13 protein-coding genes and 1 tRNA gene are annotated in these 17,989 nt (G+C 60.0%); 11 read left to right on the plus strand and 3 right to left on the minus strand.

The annotated features are described in order from the left end of the window. Position 1: 1 nt before the first annotated feature. Entirely contained in the window at positions 2–523 is a 522-nt protein-coding gene (folK, locus tag AC07N4_RS15260; protein ID WP_096817884.1) for a 2-amino-4-hydroxy-6-hydroxymethyldihydropteridine diphosphokinase, read from the minus strand. After that, positions 514–870 carry a dihydroneopterin aldolase gene (gene folB / locus AC07N4_RS15265; protein ID WP_064599849.1) on the minus strand — a complete coding sequence of 119 codons (357 nt, stop codon included), beginning with the start codon at positions 868–870 and terminating at the stop codon, positions 514–516. The genes folK and folB overlap by 10 nt, the downstream gene beginning before the upstream one ends. A 74-nt stretch (positions 871–944) precedes the next feature. Here folB and plsY point away from each other — a divergent pair, with 74 nt between their 5' ends. Beyond that, a complete protein-coding gene (gene plsY, locus AC07N4_RS15270; RefSeq protein ID WP_096817882.1) occupies positions 945–1,514 on the plus strand; it encodes a glycerol-3-phosphate 1-O-acyltransferase PlsY in 570 nt (189 codons plus the stop codon). 23 nt (positions 1,515–1,537) lie between these two features. Here the strand turns inward: plsY and tsaD are convergent, their stop codons facing one another. Beyond that, complete coding sequence (tsaD, locus tag AC07N4_RS15275) at positions 1,538–2,563, minus strand: tRNA (adenosine(37)-N6)-threonylcarbamoyltransferase complex transferase subunit TsaD (RefSeq protein ID WP_039768071.1); 1,026 nt, start codon at positions 2,561–2,563, stop codon at positions 1,538–1,540. 199 nt (positions 2,564–2,762) lie between these two features. Here tsaD and rpsU point away from each other — a divergent pair, with 199 nt between their 5' ends. From rpsU to pqqF, 10 genes are all read left to right on the plus strand, one after another. Further along, the gene (gene rpsU, locus AC07N4_RS15280) at positions 2,763–2,978 is read left to right on the plus strand and encodes a 30S ribosomal protein S21 (protein ID WP_002551877.1); all 216 of its coding nucleotides are present in this window, start codon (positions 2,763–2,765) and stop codon (positions 2,976–2,978) included. A gap of 481 nt (positions 2,979–3,459) precedes the next feature. Beyond that, a complete protein-coding gene (dnaG, locus tag AC07N4_RS15285) occupies positions 3,460–5,427 on the plus strand; it encodes a DNA primase (RefSeq protein WP_493065748.1) in 1,968 nt (655 codons plus the stop codon). A gap of 67 nt (positions 5,428–5,494) precedes the next feature. Then, positions 5,495–7,342 carry an RNA polymerase sigma factor RpoD gene (gene rpoD, locus AC07N4_RS15290; protein ID WP_096817878.1) on the plus strand — a complete coding sequence of 616 codons (1,848 nt, stop codon included), beginning with the start codon at positions 5,495–5,497 and terminating at the stop codon, positions 7,340–7,342. A 126-nt stretch (positions 7,343–7,468) separates the two neighbouring features. Then, positions 7,469–11,215, plus strand: coding sequence for a bifunctional diguanylate cyclase/phosphodiesterase (locus AC07N4_RS15295; RefSeq protein WP_102619783.1), 3,747 nt, complete (start codon positions 7,469–7,471; stop codon positions 11,213–11,215). A gap of 15 nt (positions 11,216–11,230) precedes the next feature. Beyond that, positions 11,231–11,307: transfer RNA gene (locus AC07N4_RS15300), tRNA-Ile, on the plus strand. A gap of 203 nt (positions 11,308–11,510) precedes the next feature. Next, positions 11,511–12,071 (plus strand): PBECR2 nuclease fold domain-containing protein, encoded by a 561-nt coding sequence (locus tag AC07N4_RS15305; RefSeq protein WP_102619782.1) that lies wholly within the window; start codon positions 11,511–11,513, stop codon positions 12,069–12,071. Between the two features lie 308 nt (positions 12,072–12,379). Next, complete coding sequence (locus tag AC07N4_RS15310) at positions 12,380–12,841, plus strand: Lrp/AsnC family transcriptional regulator (protein WP_007959884.1); 462 nt, start codon at positions 12,380–12,382, stop codon at positions 12,839–12,841. 146 nt (positions 12,842–12,987) lie between these two features. Continuing rightward, positions 12,988–14,670: a flavin monoamine oxidase family protein gene (locus AC07N4_RS15315; RefSeq protein WP_096817873.1), complete on the plus strand. Its 1,683-nt coding sequence runs from the start codon at positions 12,988–12,990 to the stop codon at positions 14,668–14,670. Positions 14,671–14,682: 12 nt separating this feature from the next. After that, positions 14,683–15,477, plus strand: coding sequence for a carbon-nitrogen hydrolase family protein (locus AC07N4_RS15320; protein ID WP_493065747.1), 795 nt, complete (start codon positions 14,683–14,685; stop codon positions 15,475–15,477). Positions 15,478–15,515: 38 nt separating this feature from the next. Continuing rightward, positions 15,516–17,942, plus strand: a complete 2,427-nt coding sequence (gene pqqF, locus AC07N4_RS15325) for a pyrroloquinoline quinone biosynthesis protein PqqF (protein WP_493065746.1) — start codon at positions 15,516–15,518, stop codon at positions 17,940–17,942. Positions 17,943–17,989: the final 47 nt, after the last annotated feature.

Consider the following 17,989-nt stretch of genomic DNA (forward strand, 5'->3'; position numbering starts at 1 on the left):
GTCAGTTCAACAGATCTGAAGGCGTGAGCTGAATACCGCGCCATTCAAATCCGACCGGTGCCAACACCTGATCGATCTGCGCCTCGGCCCACAACGTGGCAAAACTTTTCCCCACGCCCGGATGTACCCGATCCGGCGCAATCAGCGAAAGCGGCCACAGCACAAAGGCATTTTTCAGAATCTCGGCCCGGGGCAGGATCAGCCCGTCGAAATTGCCTGCCAGCTCGCCGTACAGCAAGACATCGATATCCAGCGGCAGCCCCTTGCGATCCGGGGCATAACGACCGTTATCCGCCTCGATGAATTTCAGCCGACGATCCAGCTCCATCAACGGCAGATCGGTAAACGCCGAGACCACGAAGTTGTAGAAAGGCCCACTCTTGATCCCCACCGGCTGGCTTTCGAACACCGCCGAACAGCGGATATCCACCAGAAAACCGGCCAGGGCATCCAGACCTGCGCGCAAATGGGTTTCGCGCTCGATATTGCTACCGAGCCCGAGATAGACCTGAGTCAGCGACATCCGCGCTCGATCTCCACGCCCACACCACCCTTGGCGGCCGGGACCGCGCCAGGCTTGGTCAGCTTCAGACGCACCCAGGTGATTTTGAATTCGCTCATCAGCACTTCGACCAGGCGCTCGGCGAAGGTCTCGACCAGTTGATACTGGGATTGCTCGGCAAAGGCCTGGATCCGCGTGGAAACACTGGCGTAATCGAGTGCCAGGGTCAGGTCGTCACCGGCTGCAGCCGGGCGATTGTCCCAGGCGAAGCTCAGATCAAGGCGCAGGCACTGTCGGATGCCGCGCTCCCAGTCGTAGGCACCGATCACGGTGTCGACTTCCAGGCCCTCGATAAACACTCTGTCCAAGCACTTTTCTCCGCTGCACGACAAGGGCGCAATGCGCCGTTAGAATCAGGGCGTCCTCGCCCGGAATAGTTAGCATGTTTTGGTTACTGGCGATCCTCGCCTACCTGCTCGGCTCGCTGTCCTTCGCCATTTTGCTCAGCCGCCTGACCGGAAATCCGGATCCGCGAATGAGTGGCTCGGGTAATGCCGGTGCCACCAACATGCTGCGCCTGGCCGGTCGCAAACTCGCGATCCTGACCCTGCTGGGTGATCTGTGCAAAGGCCTGCTGCCGGTGCTGATCGCTTCGGCAGCGGGCCTTCCACTACAGGATCAGGCCTGGATCGGCGTCTGCGCCGTGATCGGTCACCTGTTCCCGCTGTACTTCCGTTTCCGCGGCGGCAAGGGCGTTGCCACGGCGGCCGGCATGCTGCTGGGCCTGTATCCGCCTGCCGCGCTGCTAGCCGTGTGCGCCTGGCTGCTGACGTTCTATCTGACCCGCACCAGCTCGCTGGCAGCGCTGATCGCCACGCCCCTGACCCTGCCATTACTGGCCTGGCAGGAACCGGAGGCGCTGCTGCCGATGAGCACGCTGACGCTGCTGATCGTCTGGCGTCACCGGGGCAATCTACGCGACCTGTTTGCCGGGCGCGAACGGCATTTTTAAATACCGCACGTGAGCGCCGCTCATCACAGCGCCGACAACTGCTCCATCGGCCAGCGCGCCTGCACGCTGATCGCCAGGCTTTCCTGCTGGCCAGCCTGCAAACGCTGGCAACCGGCAAACGCAATCATTGCGCCATTGTCGGTGCAGAACTCTGGACGGGCATAGAACACATCGCCCTTCATGTCGCCGAGCATTTTCTCCAGCGATACACGCAACGCCTTGTTAGCGCTGACGCCGCCAGCGATCACCAGACGCTTCATGCCGGCCTGCTTCAACGCACGCTTGCACTTGATGGTCAAAGTCTCCACCACGGCCTGCTGGAACGCCAGCGCGATGTCGCAACGGGCTTGCTCGCTGTCGTCCCCGGCGCTGACGCACTGCTGCCAGGTATTGAGGGCAAAGGTCTTCAAGCCACTGAAGCTGAAATCAAGGCCTGGGCGATCGCACATCGGACGCGGGAAAGTGAAACGTCCTGCGACGCCCTTCTCCGCCAATTTGGCGATTTCCGGGCCGCCCGGGTAGTTGAGGCCCATCATCTTCGCGGTCTTGTCGAACGCTTCGCCTGCGGCGTCATCAAGGGTTTCGCCCAGCAGGCTGTATTGGCCGATGCCATCGACCTGAACCAGCTGCGTATGACCACCGGAGACCAACAAAGCGACGAACGGAAATTCCGGCGGCTTTGGCTCCAGCATCGGCGCCAGCAAGTGGCCCTCCATGTGGTGCACACCGAGGGCCGGAATGCCCCAGGCAAACGCCAGCGCCTGAGCGCACGAAGCACCGACCAGCAAAGCGCCCACCAGGCCAGGACCCGCGGTGTAGGCGATGGCGTCGATCTCGGTCGGCACGCAGTCGGCTTCGGCCAACACCTGACGGATCAAGGGCAGCATGCGCTTGACGTGATCGCGCGAGGCCAGCTCCGGCACCACACCGCCGTAGACGCGATGCAGGTCGATCTGACTGAACAATGCGTCGGCCAGCAGACCGCGTTCACTGTCGTATAAAGCGACGCCGGTTTCGTCGCAGGAAGTTTCTAATCCCAGTACTAGCATGGGTTTGCGCCTTGTTTAGGCTGAATTCGAAGGCGCGCATAATAGTCGCCACTGGATGCCCCGACCAGCGGTTTTCGATCAGAGGCTTTGCATTCCGAGCGTTGAGGGGTTAACATCCGCAACCCTTAAAAACCGACGTCTTCAAGTGCTCTTTTGCCGCGAGGATGTTGACCCCGGTAATGAATGAAGGTAGCTCTGGATGCCAGCCGTCAAAGTTAAAGAGAACGAACCCTTCGACGTAGCTCTGCGTCGTTTCAAGCGCTCCTGCGAAAAAGCCGGTGTACTGGCTGAAGTTCGTAGCCGCGAATTTTACGAGAAGCCAACTTCTGAGCGTAAGCGCAAGGCAGCAGCCGCTGTTAAGCGTCACGCCAAGAAAGTTCAGCGCGAACAGCGCCGCGCCGTTCGTCTGTACTAATACACAGACGATCGTAGCAAGCTTCTGCCAAGCCCGGCCCTCAGCCGGGCTTATGGCATTTGCGTAAAACGCTTGATGCTTCACCGTCGAAGCCGCACACGCGACCGAGACAAATCCGCTTCACCGCGTCAGGCCTGGCTCTTTTGCCAGCGGTGCACGTCTTTTCTGACGAGCCTTTCAAGGCTACTGACGAGCACACCCACTGATTCCTCTTACGACGATCAGCCCAAGGCACCTGCTTGCGTGCCCGTTTCATGAGCTATCCGAGGCCAGCATACCGGCCGTCAGCGGATTCAGCGCAACACTTTCAAATAGTCGAAGACTGATGAGTACTAACGTCAGTGAATTTTCGGCAGATACACTTCCCGACAGCGATTACGTCAACGACACTGGTCGAGCCGCACTTTATCTTGCGCGCCTCACACCATGATCGTCCGGCCGCCCTTCGCATCGGACCCATTACAGCGCAGACGAGAACGCCATGGCCGGGCTGATTCCCCAGAGCTTCATTGACGACCTGCTGAACCGCACCGACATCGTCGACGTGGTCAGCTCGCGCGTGCAACTGAAGAAGGCCGGCAAAAACTACACCGCCTGTTGCCCGTTTCATAAAGAGAAGACCCCGTCGTTCAGCGTGAGCCCCGACAAGCAGTTCTATTACTGCTTCGGCTGCGGCGCTGGCGGCAACGCGCTTGGTTTTCTCATGGATCACGACAACCTGGACTTTCCCCAGGCCGTCGAGGATCTGGCCAAGGCGGCGGGCATGGAAATCCCGCGCGAAGAAGGTGGCCGCTCGCACAAACCGCGACAGCCGACCGAATCGCCGCTTTATCCGCTGCTGACCGCCGCCGCCGATTTTTACCGGCAGGCGCTCAAGAGCCACCCGGCACGCAAGGCTGCCGTGGACTACCTAAAAGGTCGCGGCCTGACCGGCGAGATTGCCCGAGACTTCGGCCTCGGCTTTGCCCCACCGGGCTGGGACAACCTGTTCAAGCACCTGAGCAGCGACACCCTGCAGCAGAAAGCCATGATCGACGCCGGCCTGCTGATCGAGAACGCCGAAACCGGCAAACGCTATGATCGCTTCCGTGATCGAGTGATGTTCCCGATCCGCGATACCCGTGGGCGCATCATTGCCTTCGGTGGCCGAGTTCTCGGCGACGACAAGCCGAAATACCTGAACTCGCCGGAAACCCCGGTATTCCATAAAGGCCAGGAACTCTACGGCCTTTATGAAGCACGCAAGAACAACCGCAACCTCGACGAAATCATCGTCGTCGAGGGCTACATGGACGTCATCGCCCTGGCCCAGCAAGGCCTGCGCAATGCCGTCGCGACGCTGGGCACGGCCACCAGTGAAGAACACCTGAAACGTCTTTTTCGCGTCGTGCCGAACGTATTGTTCTGTTTTGACGGCGACCAGGCTGGCCGCAACGCCGCCTGGCGCGCGCTGGAAGCTACACTGAGCAGCCTGCAGGACGGTCGCCGCGCGCGCTTCCTGTTTCTGCCTGAAGGCGAAGACCCGGACACCTTGATCCGAGCCGAAGGCACCGACGCCTTCCGGGCGCGAATCAACCAGCACGCACAACCGCTGGCGGACTACTTCTTCCAGCAACTGACCGAAGAGGCCGACCCTCGCTCACTCGAAGGCAAGGCGCACCTGGCCACCCTTGCCGCGCCGCTGATCGACAAGGTGCCGGGGGCCAATCTGCGGATCCTGATGCGTCAGCGCCTGACCGAAATCACCGGCCTGAGCAGCGAGACCGTCAGTCAGTTGGCCCAGAGCGCACCACAGGAAGCGCCGCCCGCCTACGATCCAGGCATCGATTACGACGCAATACCGGACTACAGCGACTACCATCAGCCGCAGGCACAGGACATGTATGTGCCGCAGCAGGAATGGACGCCGAAGAAATCCGGCGCCAGCGGCAAGAAATGGGAAAAGAAACCCTGGGACAAAAATGGCAAACGTGGTGGTGATCGCGATCAACCGCGTGCCCCACGGATACCGGCCGCCGTCGAAACACCGATCATGGCCGCCCTGCGAACCGTGATCCACCACCCGCAGCTGGCCCTGAAAGTCGAGACCGCCGGTCACTTCGCGGACGAAGACAATACCAACACCCAGCTTCTGGTGGCCTCGCTTGAGGCCGTACAAAAGAATCCTCAGCTAAACTCTTTTCAGTTGATCTCGCGATGGCACGGCACCGAGCAGGGTCGATTGCTGACCCGCCTGGCAGAAAAGGAATGGCTGATCAACGGAGAAAACCTTGAACAACAGTTTTTCGACACCATAACTAGCTTGTCCGCCCGCCAGCGCGAGCGAAAGCTGGAACAACTTTCCAGGAAATCACGTCAAAGCGATTTGAGCGCCGAAGAAAAATCTTTGCTGCTCGAGTTGCTTAAACGGGATGTTCCTGCATCAAACCCGACCTCAACTGGCGCGTGAGGTCATAGCTCAGGTATAATCCTCGGCTTGTTTTTTGCCCGCCAAGACCTTCAGTGGATAGGGTGTTATGTCCGGAAAAGCGCAACAGCAGTCTCGTATTATTGAGTTGATCAAACTGGGTCGTGAGCAGAAGTATCTGACTTACGCCGAGGTCAACGACCACCTGCCCGAGGATATTTCAGATCCTGAGCAGGTGGAAGACATCATCCGCATGATTAACGACATGGGGATCCCCGTACACGAGAGTGCTCCGGATGCGGACGCCCTTATGTTGGCCGACGCCGATACCGACGAGGCCGCTGCGGAAGAAGCAGCCGCTGCGTTGGCAGCGGTGGAGACCGATATCGGTCGCACCACTGACCCAGTGCGCATGTACATGCGTGAAATGGGTACGGTCGAGCTTCTGACTCGTGAAGGCGAAATCGAAATCGCCAAGCGTATCGAAGAGGGCATCCGTGAGGTGATGAGCGCAATCGCGCACTTCCCGGGCACGGTTGACCACATTCTCTCCGAATACACTCGGGTCACCACCGAAGGCGGTCGCCTGTCCGACGTTCTGAGCGGTTACATCGACCCGGACGACGGCATCACGCCGCCAGCCGCCGAAGTGCCGCCGCCGATCGATGCGAAAGCCGCGAAAGCGGACGACGATTCCGAGGACGATGACGCCGAAGCTTCCGATGATGAAGAAGAAGCCGAAAGCGGTCCGGATCCGGTCATTGCTGCCCAGCGTTTCGGCGCCGTGGCTGACCAGATGGAAATCACCCGCAAGGCGCTGAAAAAGCACGGTCGTCACAACAAGGCAGCCGTTGCCGAGTTGCTGGCCCTGGCCGAGCTGTTCATGCCGATCAAACTGGTGCCGAAGCAATTCGAAGCCCTGGTCGAGCGTGTTCGCAGTGCCCTGGATCGTCTGCGTCAGCAAGAGCGCGCGATCATGCAATTGTGCGTACGTGATGCACGTATGCCGCGTGCCGATTTCCTGCGCCAGTTCCCGGGCAACGAAGTCGACGAAAGTTGGTCCGACGCCCTGGCCAAAGGCAAGAGCAAGTACGCCGAAGCCATTGGCCGCGTGCAACCGGACATCATTCGTTGCCAGCAAAAGCTGACTGCGCTGGAAACCGAGACCGGTTTGACCATCGCCGAGATCAAGGACATCAACCGTCGCATGTCGATCGGTGAGGCGAAAGCCCGCCGCGCGAAGAAAGAGATGGTTGAAGCGAACTTGCGTCTGGTGATCTCCATCGCCAAGAAGTACACCAACCGCGGTCTGCAATTCCTCGATCTGATCCAGGAAGGCAACATCGGCTTGATGAAAGCGGTGGACAAGTTCGAATACCGTCGTGGTTACAAGTTCTCGACTTATGCCACCTGGTGGATCCGTCAGGCGATCACTCGCTCGATCGCCGACCAGGCCCGCACCATCCGTATTCCGGTGCACATGATCGAGACGATCAACAAGCTCAACCGTATTTCCCGGCAGATGCTGCAGGAAATGGGTCGCGAACCGACCCCGGAAGAGCTGGGTGAGCGCATGGAGATGCCTGAGGACAAGATCCGCAAGGTATTGAAGATCGCCAAAGAGCCGATCTCCATGGAAACCCCGATCGGTGATGACGAAGACTCCCATCTGGGTGACTTCATCGAAGACTCGACCATGCAGTCGCCAATCGATGTCGCCACTGTTGAGAGCCTGAAAGAAGCGACTCGCGAAGTACTGTCCGGCCTTACTGCCCGTGAAGCCAAGGTACTGCGCATGCGTTTCGGTATCGACATGAACACCGACCACACGCTCGAAGAAGTCGGCAAACAGTTTGACGTGACCCGCGAGCGGATCCGTCAGATCGAAGCCAAGGCGCTGCGCAAGCTGCGCCACCCGACGCGAAGCGAGCATCTGCGCTCCTTCCTCGACGAGTGACACCAGAACCCCCGGCCCAGGCCGGGGGTTTTGTTTATAGGGCAGATTAAATACCTCGCTCCGCCCTTCCCTCGCGCACAGCCCGTCTACACTCGAAACATTCCCCCGAGCCATAACGAGACCGTTATGCCCAGACTGGCGTCCGTGCTTTTTTTGCTGTCACTGATGATCTGGACCGCAACGGCTGACGCGCTGACTCTGACCGATGAAGAACGTAGCTGGCTGGCGGCTCACCCGGACTTGCGCCTGGGTGTCGATGCATCGTGGCCGCCATTTGAGTTCCGGGACGACCAGAACCGTTATCAGGGCCTGGCGGCGGACTATATCGATGTGATCCGTCAGCGCCTGGCGATCAAACTGACACCAATCGAACCCGTGAGCTGGACGGTGGTGCTCGAACAGGCCAAAAACGGCACCATCGATCTGCTGCCGGGCATCATGTCCACCCCGGAACGCCAGAATTACCTGGCTTTCACCCGACCCTACCTCGACTTTCCGATCGTCATCCTCGCCCACGTCGGCGGCCCGCAACCGCGCAAGATCGAGGATCTGTACGGACTGAAAATCGCCGTTGTCGAAAACTATGCCCCTCACGAACTACTGCGCACGCACCATCCCGACCTGAACCTAGTCGCCATGCCCAATGTCAGCTCGGCCCTTCAGGCCCTGGCCACAGATGAAGTAGACGCGGTGGTCGGCGATCTGGCCTCCAGCGTCTGGAGCCTGCGCCAGCTCAAGCTCGACGGGCTGTATGTCAGCGGCGAAACCCCCTATCGCTATCAACTGGCCATGGGGGTACCCCGGGACAAGAAAATGCTGGTGAGCATCCTGGATAAAGTCCTGGCCGACATGTCCCCGGAAGAAATCAGCAGCATTCAGGAACATTGGGTAGGCAACGTCCTCGATCATCGGACATTCTGGTCGGATCTGCTGGTCTACGGCTTGCCTGGCCTGTTGCTGCTGGTGATCATCCTGGCCGTGGTGATCCGCATCAACCGCCGCTTGAGCTCGGAAATTGCCCGACGCATAGACCTCGAGCAGGAACTGCGCAGCAGCGAATACCACTATCGCGGACTGGTGGAGAGCCTGTCGGCCATCGCCTGGGAAGCGCGAATCAGCGATTTCACCTACAGCTACGTTTCGCCCCACGCCGAGGATCTGCTCGGTTATCCACTGTCGCACTGGCTGATACCGGGCTTCTGGCGCAACATCATCCACCCGGCAGACCTGACCCGCGCGCAAAGCTTCTGCGATCACGAAGTCCTTGCCGGGCGCGATCACAGCCTCGATTATCGGGTGATCACCGCTGACGGCCGTTGCTTGTGGGTGCGCGATATCGTCAGCCTGATCGAACACGGTCACGAGCCGGTGATGCGCGGCCTGATGATCGACATCAGCGAAACCAAGCGCACCGAAGAAGCATTGCGCCTGTCGGAGCAGAAATTCGCCTCGGTGTTCCAGCAATGCCCGGACATTCTGGTGATTGCACGGCTGTCCGACGGCTGCCTGCTGGAGGTCAACGAGGCCTTTGAAGAGCAGATCGGGCTGAGAGCTGAAGAAGTCATCGGCCAGACCGCTACCGAACTCAACATCTGGGGCATTCCCGGCGTCGGGCCGGGCCTGCTGCAGCGCCTGCAGGCTGGCAGCATCCGCAACCTGGAGATGCCCTTTCGTCGCAACAATGGCCAGGTGTTCACCGGGCTGATTTCTGCCGAACCGTTCGAACTCGACACCACACCGGCGCTGGTCGTGGTGGTGCGCGACATTTCTCCACTCAAGGAAACCCAGCAACAACTGCAAACCTCCGAAGAGAAGTTCGCCAAGGCCTTCCACGCCTCGCCGGACGGACTGCTGCTGTCGCGTCAGAGCGATGGCCTGCTGCTGGAGGTCAACGAAGGTTTCAGCCGCATCACCGGTTTCAACAGCGCCATGTCGGTGGACCGCTCGGCGCTGGATCTGGGGATCTGGGTCAACCTCAACGAACGCAAACAGATGCTTGATCTGCTGCACCGTGATGGTTTCGTTCGCGATTTCACCTGCCACATCCGCCGCAGCGACGGGCAGATCCGCCTCTGCGAGGTGTCCAGCCGTCCACTGCCGATCGGCGACGAAGACTGCATGCTGACCATCGCCCGGGACATCACCGAGCGCCACCTGATGCAGGAAAAACTGCAACAGGCCGCGACCGTGTTCGAGAGCACCGCTGAAGGCGTATTGATCACCGACACTCAACAGCACATCAGTGCGGTGAACCGTGCGTTTACCGAAATCACCGGATACAGCGAAAGCGAGGCGCTCGGGCATACCCCGCGCCTGCTGGCCTCAGGGCTGCACGACAGCGCGTTTTACGCGGCGATGTGGCATCAATTGACTGACGAAGGCCACTGGCAGGGCGAGATTTCCAACCGACGCAAGAATGGCGAGTTATACCCAAGTTGGCTGACCATCAGCGCCGTGCGCAATCGCGACAAGTTCATCACCCACTTCGTCGCGGTGTTTGCCGATATCTCCAGCCTCAAGCACGCCCAGGCCAAACTCGATTACCAGGCCCACCACGATCCGCTGACCGGCCTGCCGAATCGCACGCTGTTCGAAAGCCGTCTGCAGATGGCGCTGAACAGCCAGCAGGAAAACGGCAGCCTGGGCGCGGTGTTGTTCCTCGACCTCGACCGCTTCAAGCACATCAACGACAGCCTCGGCCACCCGGTTGGCGACCTGCTGCTCAAGGGCATTGCCGTACGCCTCAAAGAACAACTGCGTGATATCGATACCGTGGCGCGGCTGGGGGGCGACGAATTCATCATCCTGCTGCCCGGCCTGCAACAGGCCGGTGATGCCGACAACATTGCCACCAAACTGCTGAACTGCTTCGGCGCACCGTTCCAGGCGGGCGAGCACGAGTTTTTCATCAGCGCCAGCATCGGCACCAGTCTTTATCCCCGTGACGGCTGTGACGTCGCCACCCTGATCAAGAACGCCGATGCGGCGATGTACCGTTCCAAGGCCAAGGGCCGCAACCGCGTCGAAAGCTACACCCGCGACCTCACCGCCCAGGCCAGCGAACGGGTGGCGCTGGAACATGAACTGCGCCGGGCTATCGAACGCGAGGAGCTGTACCTCTACTACCAGCCGAAAATCAGCCTCGACGATCACTCTCTGGTCGGCGCCGAAGCCCTGATCCGCTGGCGCCACCCGACCTTCGGCGAGGTGCCGCCGGAGCACTTCATACCGTTGGCGGAAGAGAACGGCATGATCCTGCAAATCGGCGACTGGGTGCTGGAAACCGCCTGCCGGCAGATGTTCGAGTGGAACCAGATTTACGAATCCCTGGGCCCACTGTCGGTCAACCTCGCCGGCGCACAGCTGCGCCAGCCGAACCTGCTCGGACGCATCGAACAACTGCTCAAGGACAACCGCCTCAGGCCGGATTTACTGCAACTGGAAATTACCGAAAACTTCATCATGAGCCAGGCCGAAGAAGCCCTGGCGGTGCTGCATCAACTCAAACACCTCGGCGTGCAGCTGGCCATCGACGACTTCGGCACCGGTTACTCCTCGCTGAGCTACCTCAAACGCCTGCCGCTGGACATCCTCAAGATCGACCAGTCTTTCGTCCGCGGCCTGCCCGACGACCCGCACGACGCGGCGATTGTCCGCGCCATCATCGCCTTGGGCCGCAGCATGCAATTCACTGTGATCGCCGAAGGCGTGGAAACCCAGGCCCAGCAACAATTCCTCGCCGCCGAAGGCTGCGAACAGATCCAGGGTTACATCGTCAGCCTGCCACTGCCACCGGAGGAATTCGCCGCAACGTTTCTTCGCATAGCCGTATCAGATTTTTCGGATAGCACAGCCGAGAAACCGTCGCTATAATCCGCGGCCTACTGAGGGCCTATAGCTCAGTTGGTTAGAGCAGAGGACTCATAATCCTTTGGTCCACGGTTCAAGTCCGTGTGGGCCCACCAAACATGAAAAAGCCGCGCATATGTGCGGCTTTTTTTCGCCTGTCGTTTGGCGATTACGGTATTCAACAACGCAATATTCGGAAGACTACCGCAAGGTCTGTAGGTAATTTCCCAAGCTGTGTTTCTACTCAGTTTTCGGCCTTGTTGGCCTTTTCTCCGAGCGAGTAATCTCCGGGCGCCGCTGCCCGCCAAGGATTACTTTCATGCTCATGAGTGCTGCGCCACTGGTCAAAGAAGCAGGTGGCCAACAAACATGGATCGACTTAGCTTTGCCCGACCTGCGAACGCTGGCCAGGGAGTTTCGGTCAGCGGTAATCGATGAGGTAAAAAGGGCAGACGATGCGCAAGGCGCCCTCAAGATTCTCCTGGCTCACTTCGGCTTCATCGACGAGGCGCTACTGGCAGTGACCATCCTCACGCCGATCGGAAACGTTGCGGTGATGAGGGACAAGCTCGCCCACATCGTCGAAAAACGCGCTGACTCACGAGAGCGCTACGTTCGGCATGCCATTGATACGCTGACGGGACCTTTTGAAATTTGGAGAATCCTGTACGACAACGGCGGATACCGCCTAGCCTTCATCAACGCCTACGAGGCAAAGAATGACATGCTCGTCGTGGTGGATGTCAGGCACGGACACGTCCTGTGGAACTTCATGCATGCCCCGGCAAGAGCGATGAACAAGCACCGCCAGGGCGAACTTCTCTACAAGAGATACGTTCTTCAGGACAAACAAAAAGGGGAGCCTGTTGGCTCCCCTTGAGTATTTGAATCCTGATATTGGCATCCTCAGGAAATGGGATGAAGAGGTCTCACCTTACACCGATGTTGCAGCATCGCTGAGGTACCTACGTCCGCTGAAGCCCTGCAAGGCAGCGGATTTCGCGCTCTTGAGGCCATTTTTGATAAAGGCAGCAGGCAAGTCAAATCATTTGTCCGTTCTTTTGTTTCAGTAAAATCCCCCGACCCAGCGACTGCCTGACCCCAGCCATTCAATCAGCGCTCACAAGCGCCTCGCGTGACGAGCCTGTAACATGCAGCCCCATTGATCCGTACCGCTGGAGCCTGCCCTTGCCCGACATCCGCCCACCCGTGCTTGATGAAATCGACCGCCAGCTGATCGCTGCCCTGCAAATCAACGCCCGTGAAAGCGTGGCAATGCTGGCCAGGCAACTGGGCATCGCACGCACGACCGTGACTTCGCGGCTGGCGCGACTGGAAAAGGCCAAAGTCATCACCGGTTATGGCGTGCGCCTGGGCCAGCGCGTCGTGGATGGCGGGTTGCAGGCGTATGTCGGGATCAAGGTGCAGCCGCGCTCCGGCAAAGAGGTGTTGCGGCGGTTGAGTGCGATGGCCCAGGTGCAGCAGTTGTGTGCGGTGAGTGGCGAATTTGATTATGTGGCGTGGCTGCGAACCGACTCGCCGGAACAACTGGATCAATTGCTGGATCAGATCGGCAGCGTAGACGGCGTGGAGAAGACCACGACCTCAATCATCCTCAGCAGCAAAATTGATCGCGGACATCCAGTCTGATCATTATATTCGTCAGATTGCAGCACCAACGCTCAAAACGACGACACTTTGCGTCTTATTAACGTGTTCTACGCTCCCTAGAATGGCTGGCATCTTTTCCTATACTCAGACGCGCATCCTGCGTCGGGTCGCCAGCAAGGTCAGCCATGAACAAGAACAATCGCCATCCTGCAGACGGTAAGAAACCGATCACCATTTTCGGCCCGGACTTTCCTTTCGCCTTCGACGACTGGATCGAACACCCGGCCGGTCTCGGCAGCATTCCCGAGCACAATCACGGCGCCGAAGTGGCGATCGTCGGTGCCGGCATTGCAGGTCTGGTGGCGGCTTACGAGCTGATGAAACTGGGCTTGAAACCCGTCGTTTATGAGGCCTCGAAGCTCGGCGGCCGTTTGCGTTCCCAAGCATTCAACGGCACTGACGGCATCGTCGCCGAGCTCGGCGGTATGCGCTTCCCGGTGTCTTCCACCGCCTTCTATCACTACGTCGACAAACTCGGTCTGGAGACCAAGCCTTTCCCCAACCCGCTGACGCCGGCCTCCGGTAGCACCGTGATCGACCTGGAAGGCAAAACCCACTACGCACAGAGCCTGAAGGATCTTCCTGCACTGTTCCAGGAAGTGGCTGACGCATGGGCCGATGCTCTGGAGGCCGGTTCGCAGTTCGCCGACATCCAGCAAGCGATCCGCGACCGCGACGTGCCACGCCTCAAAGAGCTGTGGAACACCCTCGTGCCGCTGTGGGACGACCGCACGTTCTACGACTTCGTCGCCACATCGAAAGCCTTCGCCAAGCTGTCGTTCCATCACCGCGAAGTGTTCGGCCAGGTCGGTTTCGGTACCGGCGGCTGGGACTCGGACTTCCCCAACTCGATGCTGGAAATCTTCCGTGTGGTGATGACCAACTGCGACGATCACCAGCACCTGGTGGTCGGCGGTGTGGAACAAGTGCCGCAGGGCATCTGGCGTCATGCGCCGGAGCGCTGCGTACACTGGCCGCAAGGCACCAGCCTCAAGTCGTTGCACCATGGCGCGCCACGCTCCGGAGTGAAGAAAATCGCCCACGCACCTGACGGACGTTTCGCGGTCACCGACAACAACGGTGACACCCGCGAATACGCCGCCGTGCTGACCACTTGCCAGAGCTGGCTGCTGACCACCCAGATCGAATGCGACGAAACCCTGTTCTCGCAAAAAATGTGGATGGCGCTCGACCGCACTCGCTACATGCAATCGTCGAAGACGTTCGTGATGGTCGACCGGCCGTTCTGGAAGGACAAGGACCCGGAAACCGGCCGCGACCTGATGAGCATGACCCTCACCGATCGCCTGACCCGTGGCACCTACCTGTTCGACAACGGCGACGACAAGCCGGGCGTGATCTGCCTTTCGTACTCGTGGATGAGCGACGCGCTGAAGATGCTCCCGCACCCGGTGGAAAAACGCGTGAAACTGGCGCTGGATGCGTTGAAGAAGATTTACCCGAAAGTCGACATCGCCGCGCGGATCATCGGCGATCCGATCACCGTGTCGTGGGAAGCCGACCCGCACTTCCTCGGCGCATTCAAGGGCGCCCTGCCCGGCCACTATCGCTACAACCAGCGCATGTACGCGCACTTCATGCAGGACGACATGCCGGCGGAGCAGCGCGGGATCTTCATCGCTGGCGACGACGTGTCGTGGACGCCAGCCTGGGTCGAAGGCGCAGTGCAGACTTCGCTCAACGCGGTGTGGGGAATCATGAAGCACTTCGGCGGGTCCACACATAAAGAGAACCCCGGCCCGGGTGATGTGTTCAACGACATCGGCCCGATCGCCCTGCCCGAGTAAGAGGAATCCCTGATGCGTGTAGCCCTTTACCAATGCCCTCCGCTGCCTCTGGAACCCGCCGCCAACCTCCAGCGCCTGCAACAACTGGCGATGGAGGCCAAAGGCGCCGACCTGCTGGTGGTGCCGGAAATGTTCCTGACCGGCTACAACATCGGCAAGGAAGCGGTCGCGACGCTGGCCGAGGTCTACAACGGTGAATGGGCGCAACAAGTCGGGCGGATCGCCAAGGCTGCCGGCCTGGCGATTCTCTACGGATACCCCGAGCGCACGGCGGATGGGCAGATTTACAACGCCGTGCAGTTGATCGATTCGAACGGCGAGCGCCTGTGCAATTACCGCAAGACGCATCTGTTCGGCGATCTGGATCGTTCGATGTTCAGCCCCGGCGATGGCGAGTTTCCTATCGTCGAACTCAACGGCTGGAAGCTCGGGTTCCTGATCTGCTACGACCTGGAGTTCCCGGAGAACGCCCGGCGCCTGGCCCTTGAAGGTGCCGAGCTGATTCTGGTGCCGACGGCGAACATGATTCCTTTTGATTTCATTGCTGATGTTTCCGTGCGCTCCCGCGCCTTCGAAAACCAGTGCTACGTGGCTTACGCCAACTACTGCGGCCACGAAGGCGACATCCATTACTGCGGACAAAGCAGCATTGCCGCGCCGGATGGCAGCCGCATCGCCCAGGCAGGGCTGGATGAAGCCTTGATCGTCGGTGAGCTCAATCGCCAGTTGATGGTCGACTCCCGCAGCGCCAACCGCTACTTCAACGACCGCCGCCCCGAACTTTACGACGCGCTCAACAAGCGCTAATCCGCTAGCATTGGCACTTCACTGTTCTGGAAGTGCCCATGCCTGCGCCAACTCATCCCCGCCCCCACACCGAAACCCTGGCCAACGGCTTGCGCGTGACCCTGCGTCACGTGCCCGGCCTGAAGCGCAGCGCCGCCGCGTTGCGGGTGGCTGCCGGTAGTCATGACGTGCCGTTGGCGTGGCCGGGACTGGCGCATTTCCTTGAGCATTTGCTGTTTCTCGGCACCGAGCGTTTTCCTGCAAGCCAAGGGCTGATGGCCTACGTGCAAGGTCACGGCGGCCAGGTGAATGCCAGCACCCGCGAGCGCACCACCGATTTCTTCTTTGAGTTGCCGCCAGCGTCCTTCAACGGTGGGCTGGAGCGTCTGTCAGACATGCTCACCCATCCCCGTATGAATCCGGACGATCAGTTGCGGGAACGGGAAGTGTTGCAGGCAGAGTTTGTCGCGTGGTCCCAGGATGTCGCAGCTCAGCAGCAAGAGGCGCTGTTCGAAGGCTTGTCAGCAGCGCATCCGTTGCGTGGTTTTCATGCCGGGAACCGCGACAGTCTGCCGGTAGAACACGCGGAGTTTCAGCAGGCACTGAAAGACTTCCATCAGCAGTTTTACCGCACGGGGCAGATGACCCTGAGTCTGGTCGGGCCGCAGAGCATTGAAGAGCTGCGAGTGCTGGCCGAACAGTTTGCCGCCGCGCTGACCGCTGGGGATAAAACTGCACAGGCAGCACCAGCTCGCTTGATGGACAACCCACAGGCAAGTTATCAACAGGTCGGCGAGCGGCGCGGCAATCTGCTGTTTGCGCTGGAGGATCTGCCGGAGTCGTCGGCCGAAGCGCTGGCGTTTCTCTGTCACTGGTTGAACAGCGCCAAACCCGGTGGATTGCTCGCGCATTTGCAGCAGCAGGGTCTCGCGAATGGTTTGCAGGCCTGCGTGCAGTACCAGTTCGCAGGGCAAGCCTTGCTGCATCTTCAGTTCACTGCACCCTGCGGGTCACTCGATGCCATTCGCGAGCAATGGCTGGATTGGCTGAGTTTCTTCGCCGCACAGCAGGACTGGCCGGTATTGCGTGAGGAATATGCGGCGCAGCTTCAACGTCAGCAGCAAGTCAGCGGTGCACTGAATCTGGCGCGACTCGACAGCGAACAACTCGAAAGCGGCTTGTCCGAATCGGCCGTTGCGGCGCTCAAAGAGATCTTCGACAAAATCGGCACTGTGGATAACTTCAGCGGCCACTGGCATCTGCCCGCCGCCAACCCGTTTCTGCGTACAGCCGAACCGCTGGCCAACGCTGGCCTGATCCGTGGCCAGACCAGCGCTCACCGAGGTCTGCGCACGTTTGCTCAGGATCGCTCGCGCACCCGCCGCGAACGCTCCCCCATGCAATTCAGCCAGGCGCTGCCGGATAACAGTGACGAAGGTGCGGTGTATGTGCGCTGGCAGATGGAAGCGGCGGCCACGGCCGAGCTGCAAGCGAAACTGCAACGCAGTCTGCGGGAAGTGTCGGATGAAGCACGCCAGGCCGGGGTCGAGCTTTCGTTCAGCACCACGGGCAATCAGTGGCTATTGAAGGTGACCGGTCTGCAGGACATATTGCCCAGCGTCCTCGAGCATGCGCTGAAACATCTGACGCAAGTTGATGCCGATTCCGCGCGAAGTGAGCCGGAAGCTCCGTTGATGCCGATTCGCCAATTGCTCAAGGCATTACCCGAACACGCCCTGCAATCGCTAACGACGTCTGACGATGCCGCACACCTGTGGACAACTTCCCGCTGGGACGGTCTGGCGCTGGGACTCAACCCACAAACCCAATCCGCCATGGGCCTGGCCCTGAGCCGCATCCCCGGCATCCCGGACAGTCAATTGCCCGCCCCCTGGGCAACCAATGCCCAATACCTGTGGCAGCAAATCGACAGCGACTCCAGCGAACACGCCTTGCTGCTGTTCTGCCCGACCGCCAGCCACGAAATCGCCGATGAAGCCGCGTGGCGCCTGCTCGCCCACCTGTGCCAGACGCCGTTCTACCAACGCCTGCGAGTCGAACTGCAACTCGGTTACGCGGTGTTCAGCGGGTTGCGTCAGATTCATGGCCAGAGCGGATTGCTGTTCGGCGTGCAATCGCCCTCGGCTACCGCCGCGCAATTGCTCGACCACATTCAGCAGTTTCTCGATGGCCTGCCAGCCCTGATCGAACAACTCGATGACGCCAGCCTCACCCAGCAACGCCAGACGCTTGCCGATCAGTTCGATGACAGCGCCCTGTCCGGCAAAGATGCGGCCGAGTTCCTGTGGCAGGCCCGACTCGCCGGCCACTCGTCGGATTATCTGGCACAACTGCGCTGCGCCATCGCTCAACTGGATCGCCCGGCATTGCTGGCCGCCGCACAACGCCTGATCCGCGCCGAGGGCGGCTGGCACGGCCTGTCCAACAACCTTGCGCCGGGCACGCCCTGGCAAGCGGCAAAATGATCATTACCGGGGCTGCAAGGAGCTTTCTCAAAGATTCACGGGCCAAC

This window comes from Pseudomonas sp. GW821-FHT09E04, assembly GCF_059416185.1.

Bases quoted from the DNA above. Each gene is read 5' to 3' on its own strand.
- folK (WP_096817884.1), bottom strand. From the start codon at position 523: ATGTCGCTGACTCAGGTCTATCTCGGGCTCGGTAGCAATATCGAGCGC.
- plsY (WP_096817882.1), top strand. From the start codon at position 945: ATGTTTTGGTTACTGGCGATCCTCGCCTACCTGCTCGGCTCGCTGTCC.
- tsaD (WP_039768071.1), bottom strand. From the start codon at position 2,563: ATGCTAGTACTGGGATTAGAAACTTCCTGCGACGAAACCGGCGTCGCT.
- rpsU (WP_002551877.1), top strand. From the start codon at position 2,763: ATGCCAGCCGTCAAAGTTAAAGAGAACGAACCCTTCGACGTAGCTCTG.
- dnaG (WP_493065748.1), top strand. From the start codon at position 3,460: ATGGCCGGGCTGATTCCCCAGAGCTTCATTGACGACCTGCTGAACCGC.
- rpoD (WP_096817878.1), top strand. From the start codon at position 5,495: ATGTCCGGAAAAGCGCAACAGCAGTCTCGTATTATTGAGTTGATCAAA.
- AC07N4_RS15295 (WP_102619783.1), top strand. From the start codon at position 7,469: ATGCCCAGACTGGCGTCCGTGCTTTTTTTGCTGTCACTGATGATCTGG.
- AC07N4_RS15305 (WP_102619782.1), top strand. From the start codon at position 11,511: ATGCTCATGAGTGCTGCGCCACTGGTCAAAGAAGCAGGTGGCCAACAA.
- AC07N4_RS15315 (WP_096817873.1), top strand. From the start codon at position 12,988: ATGAACAAGAACAATCGCCATCCTGCAGACGGTAAGAAACCGATCACC.
- AC07N4_RS15320 (WP_493065747.1), top strand. From the start codon at position 14,683: ATGCGTGTAGCCCTTTACCAATGCCCTCCGCTGCCTCTGGAACCCGCC.
- pqqF (WP_493065746.1), top strand. From the start codon at position 15,516: ATGCCTGCGCCAACTCATCCCCGCCCCCACACCGAAACCCTGGCCAAC.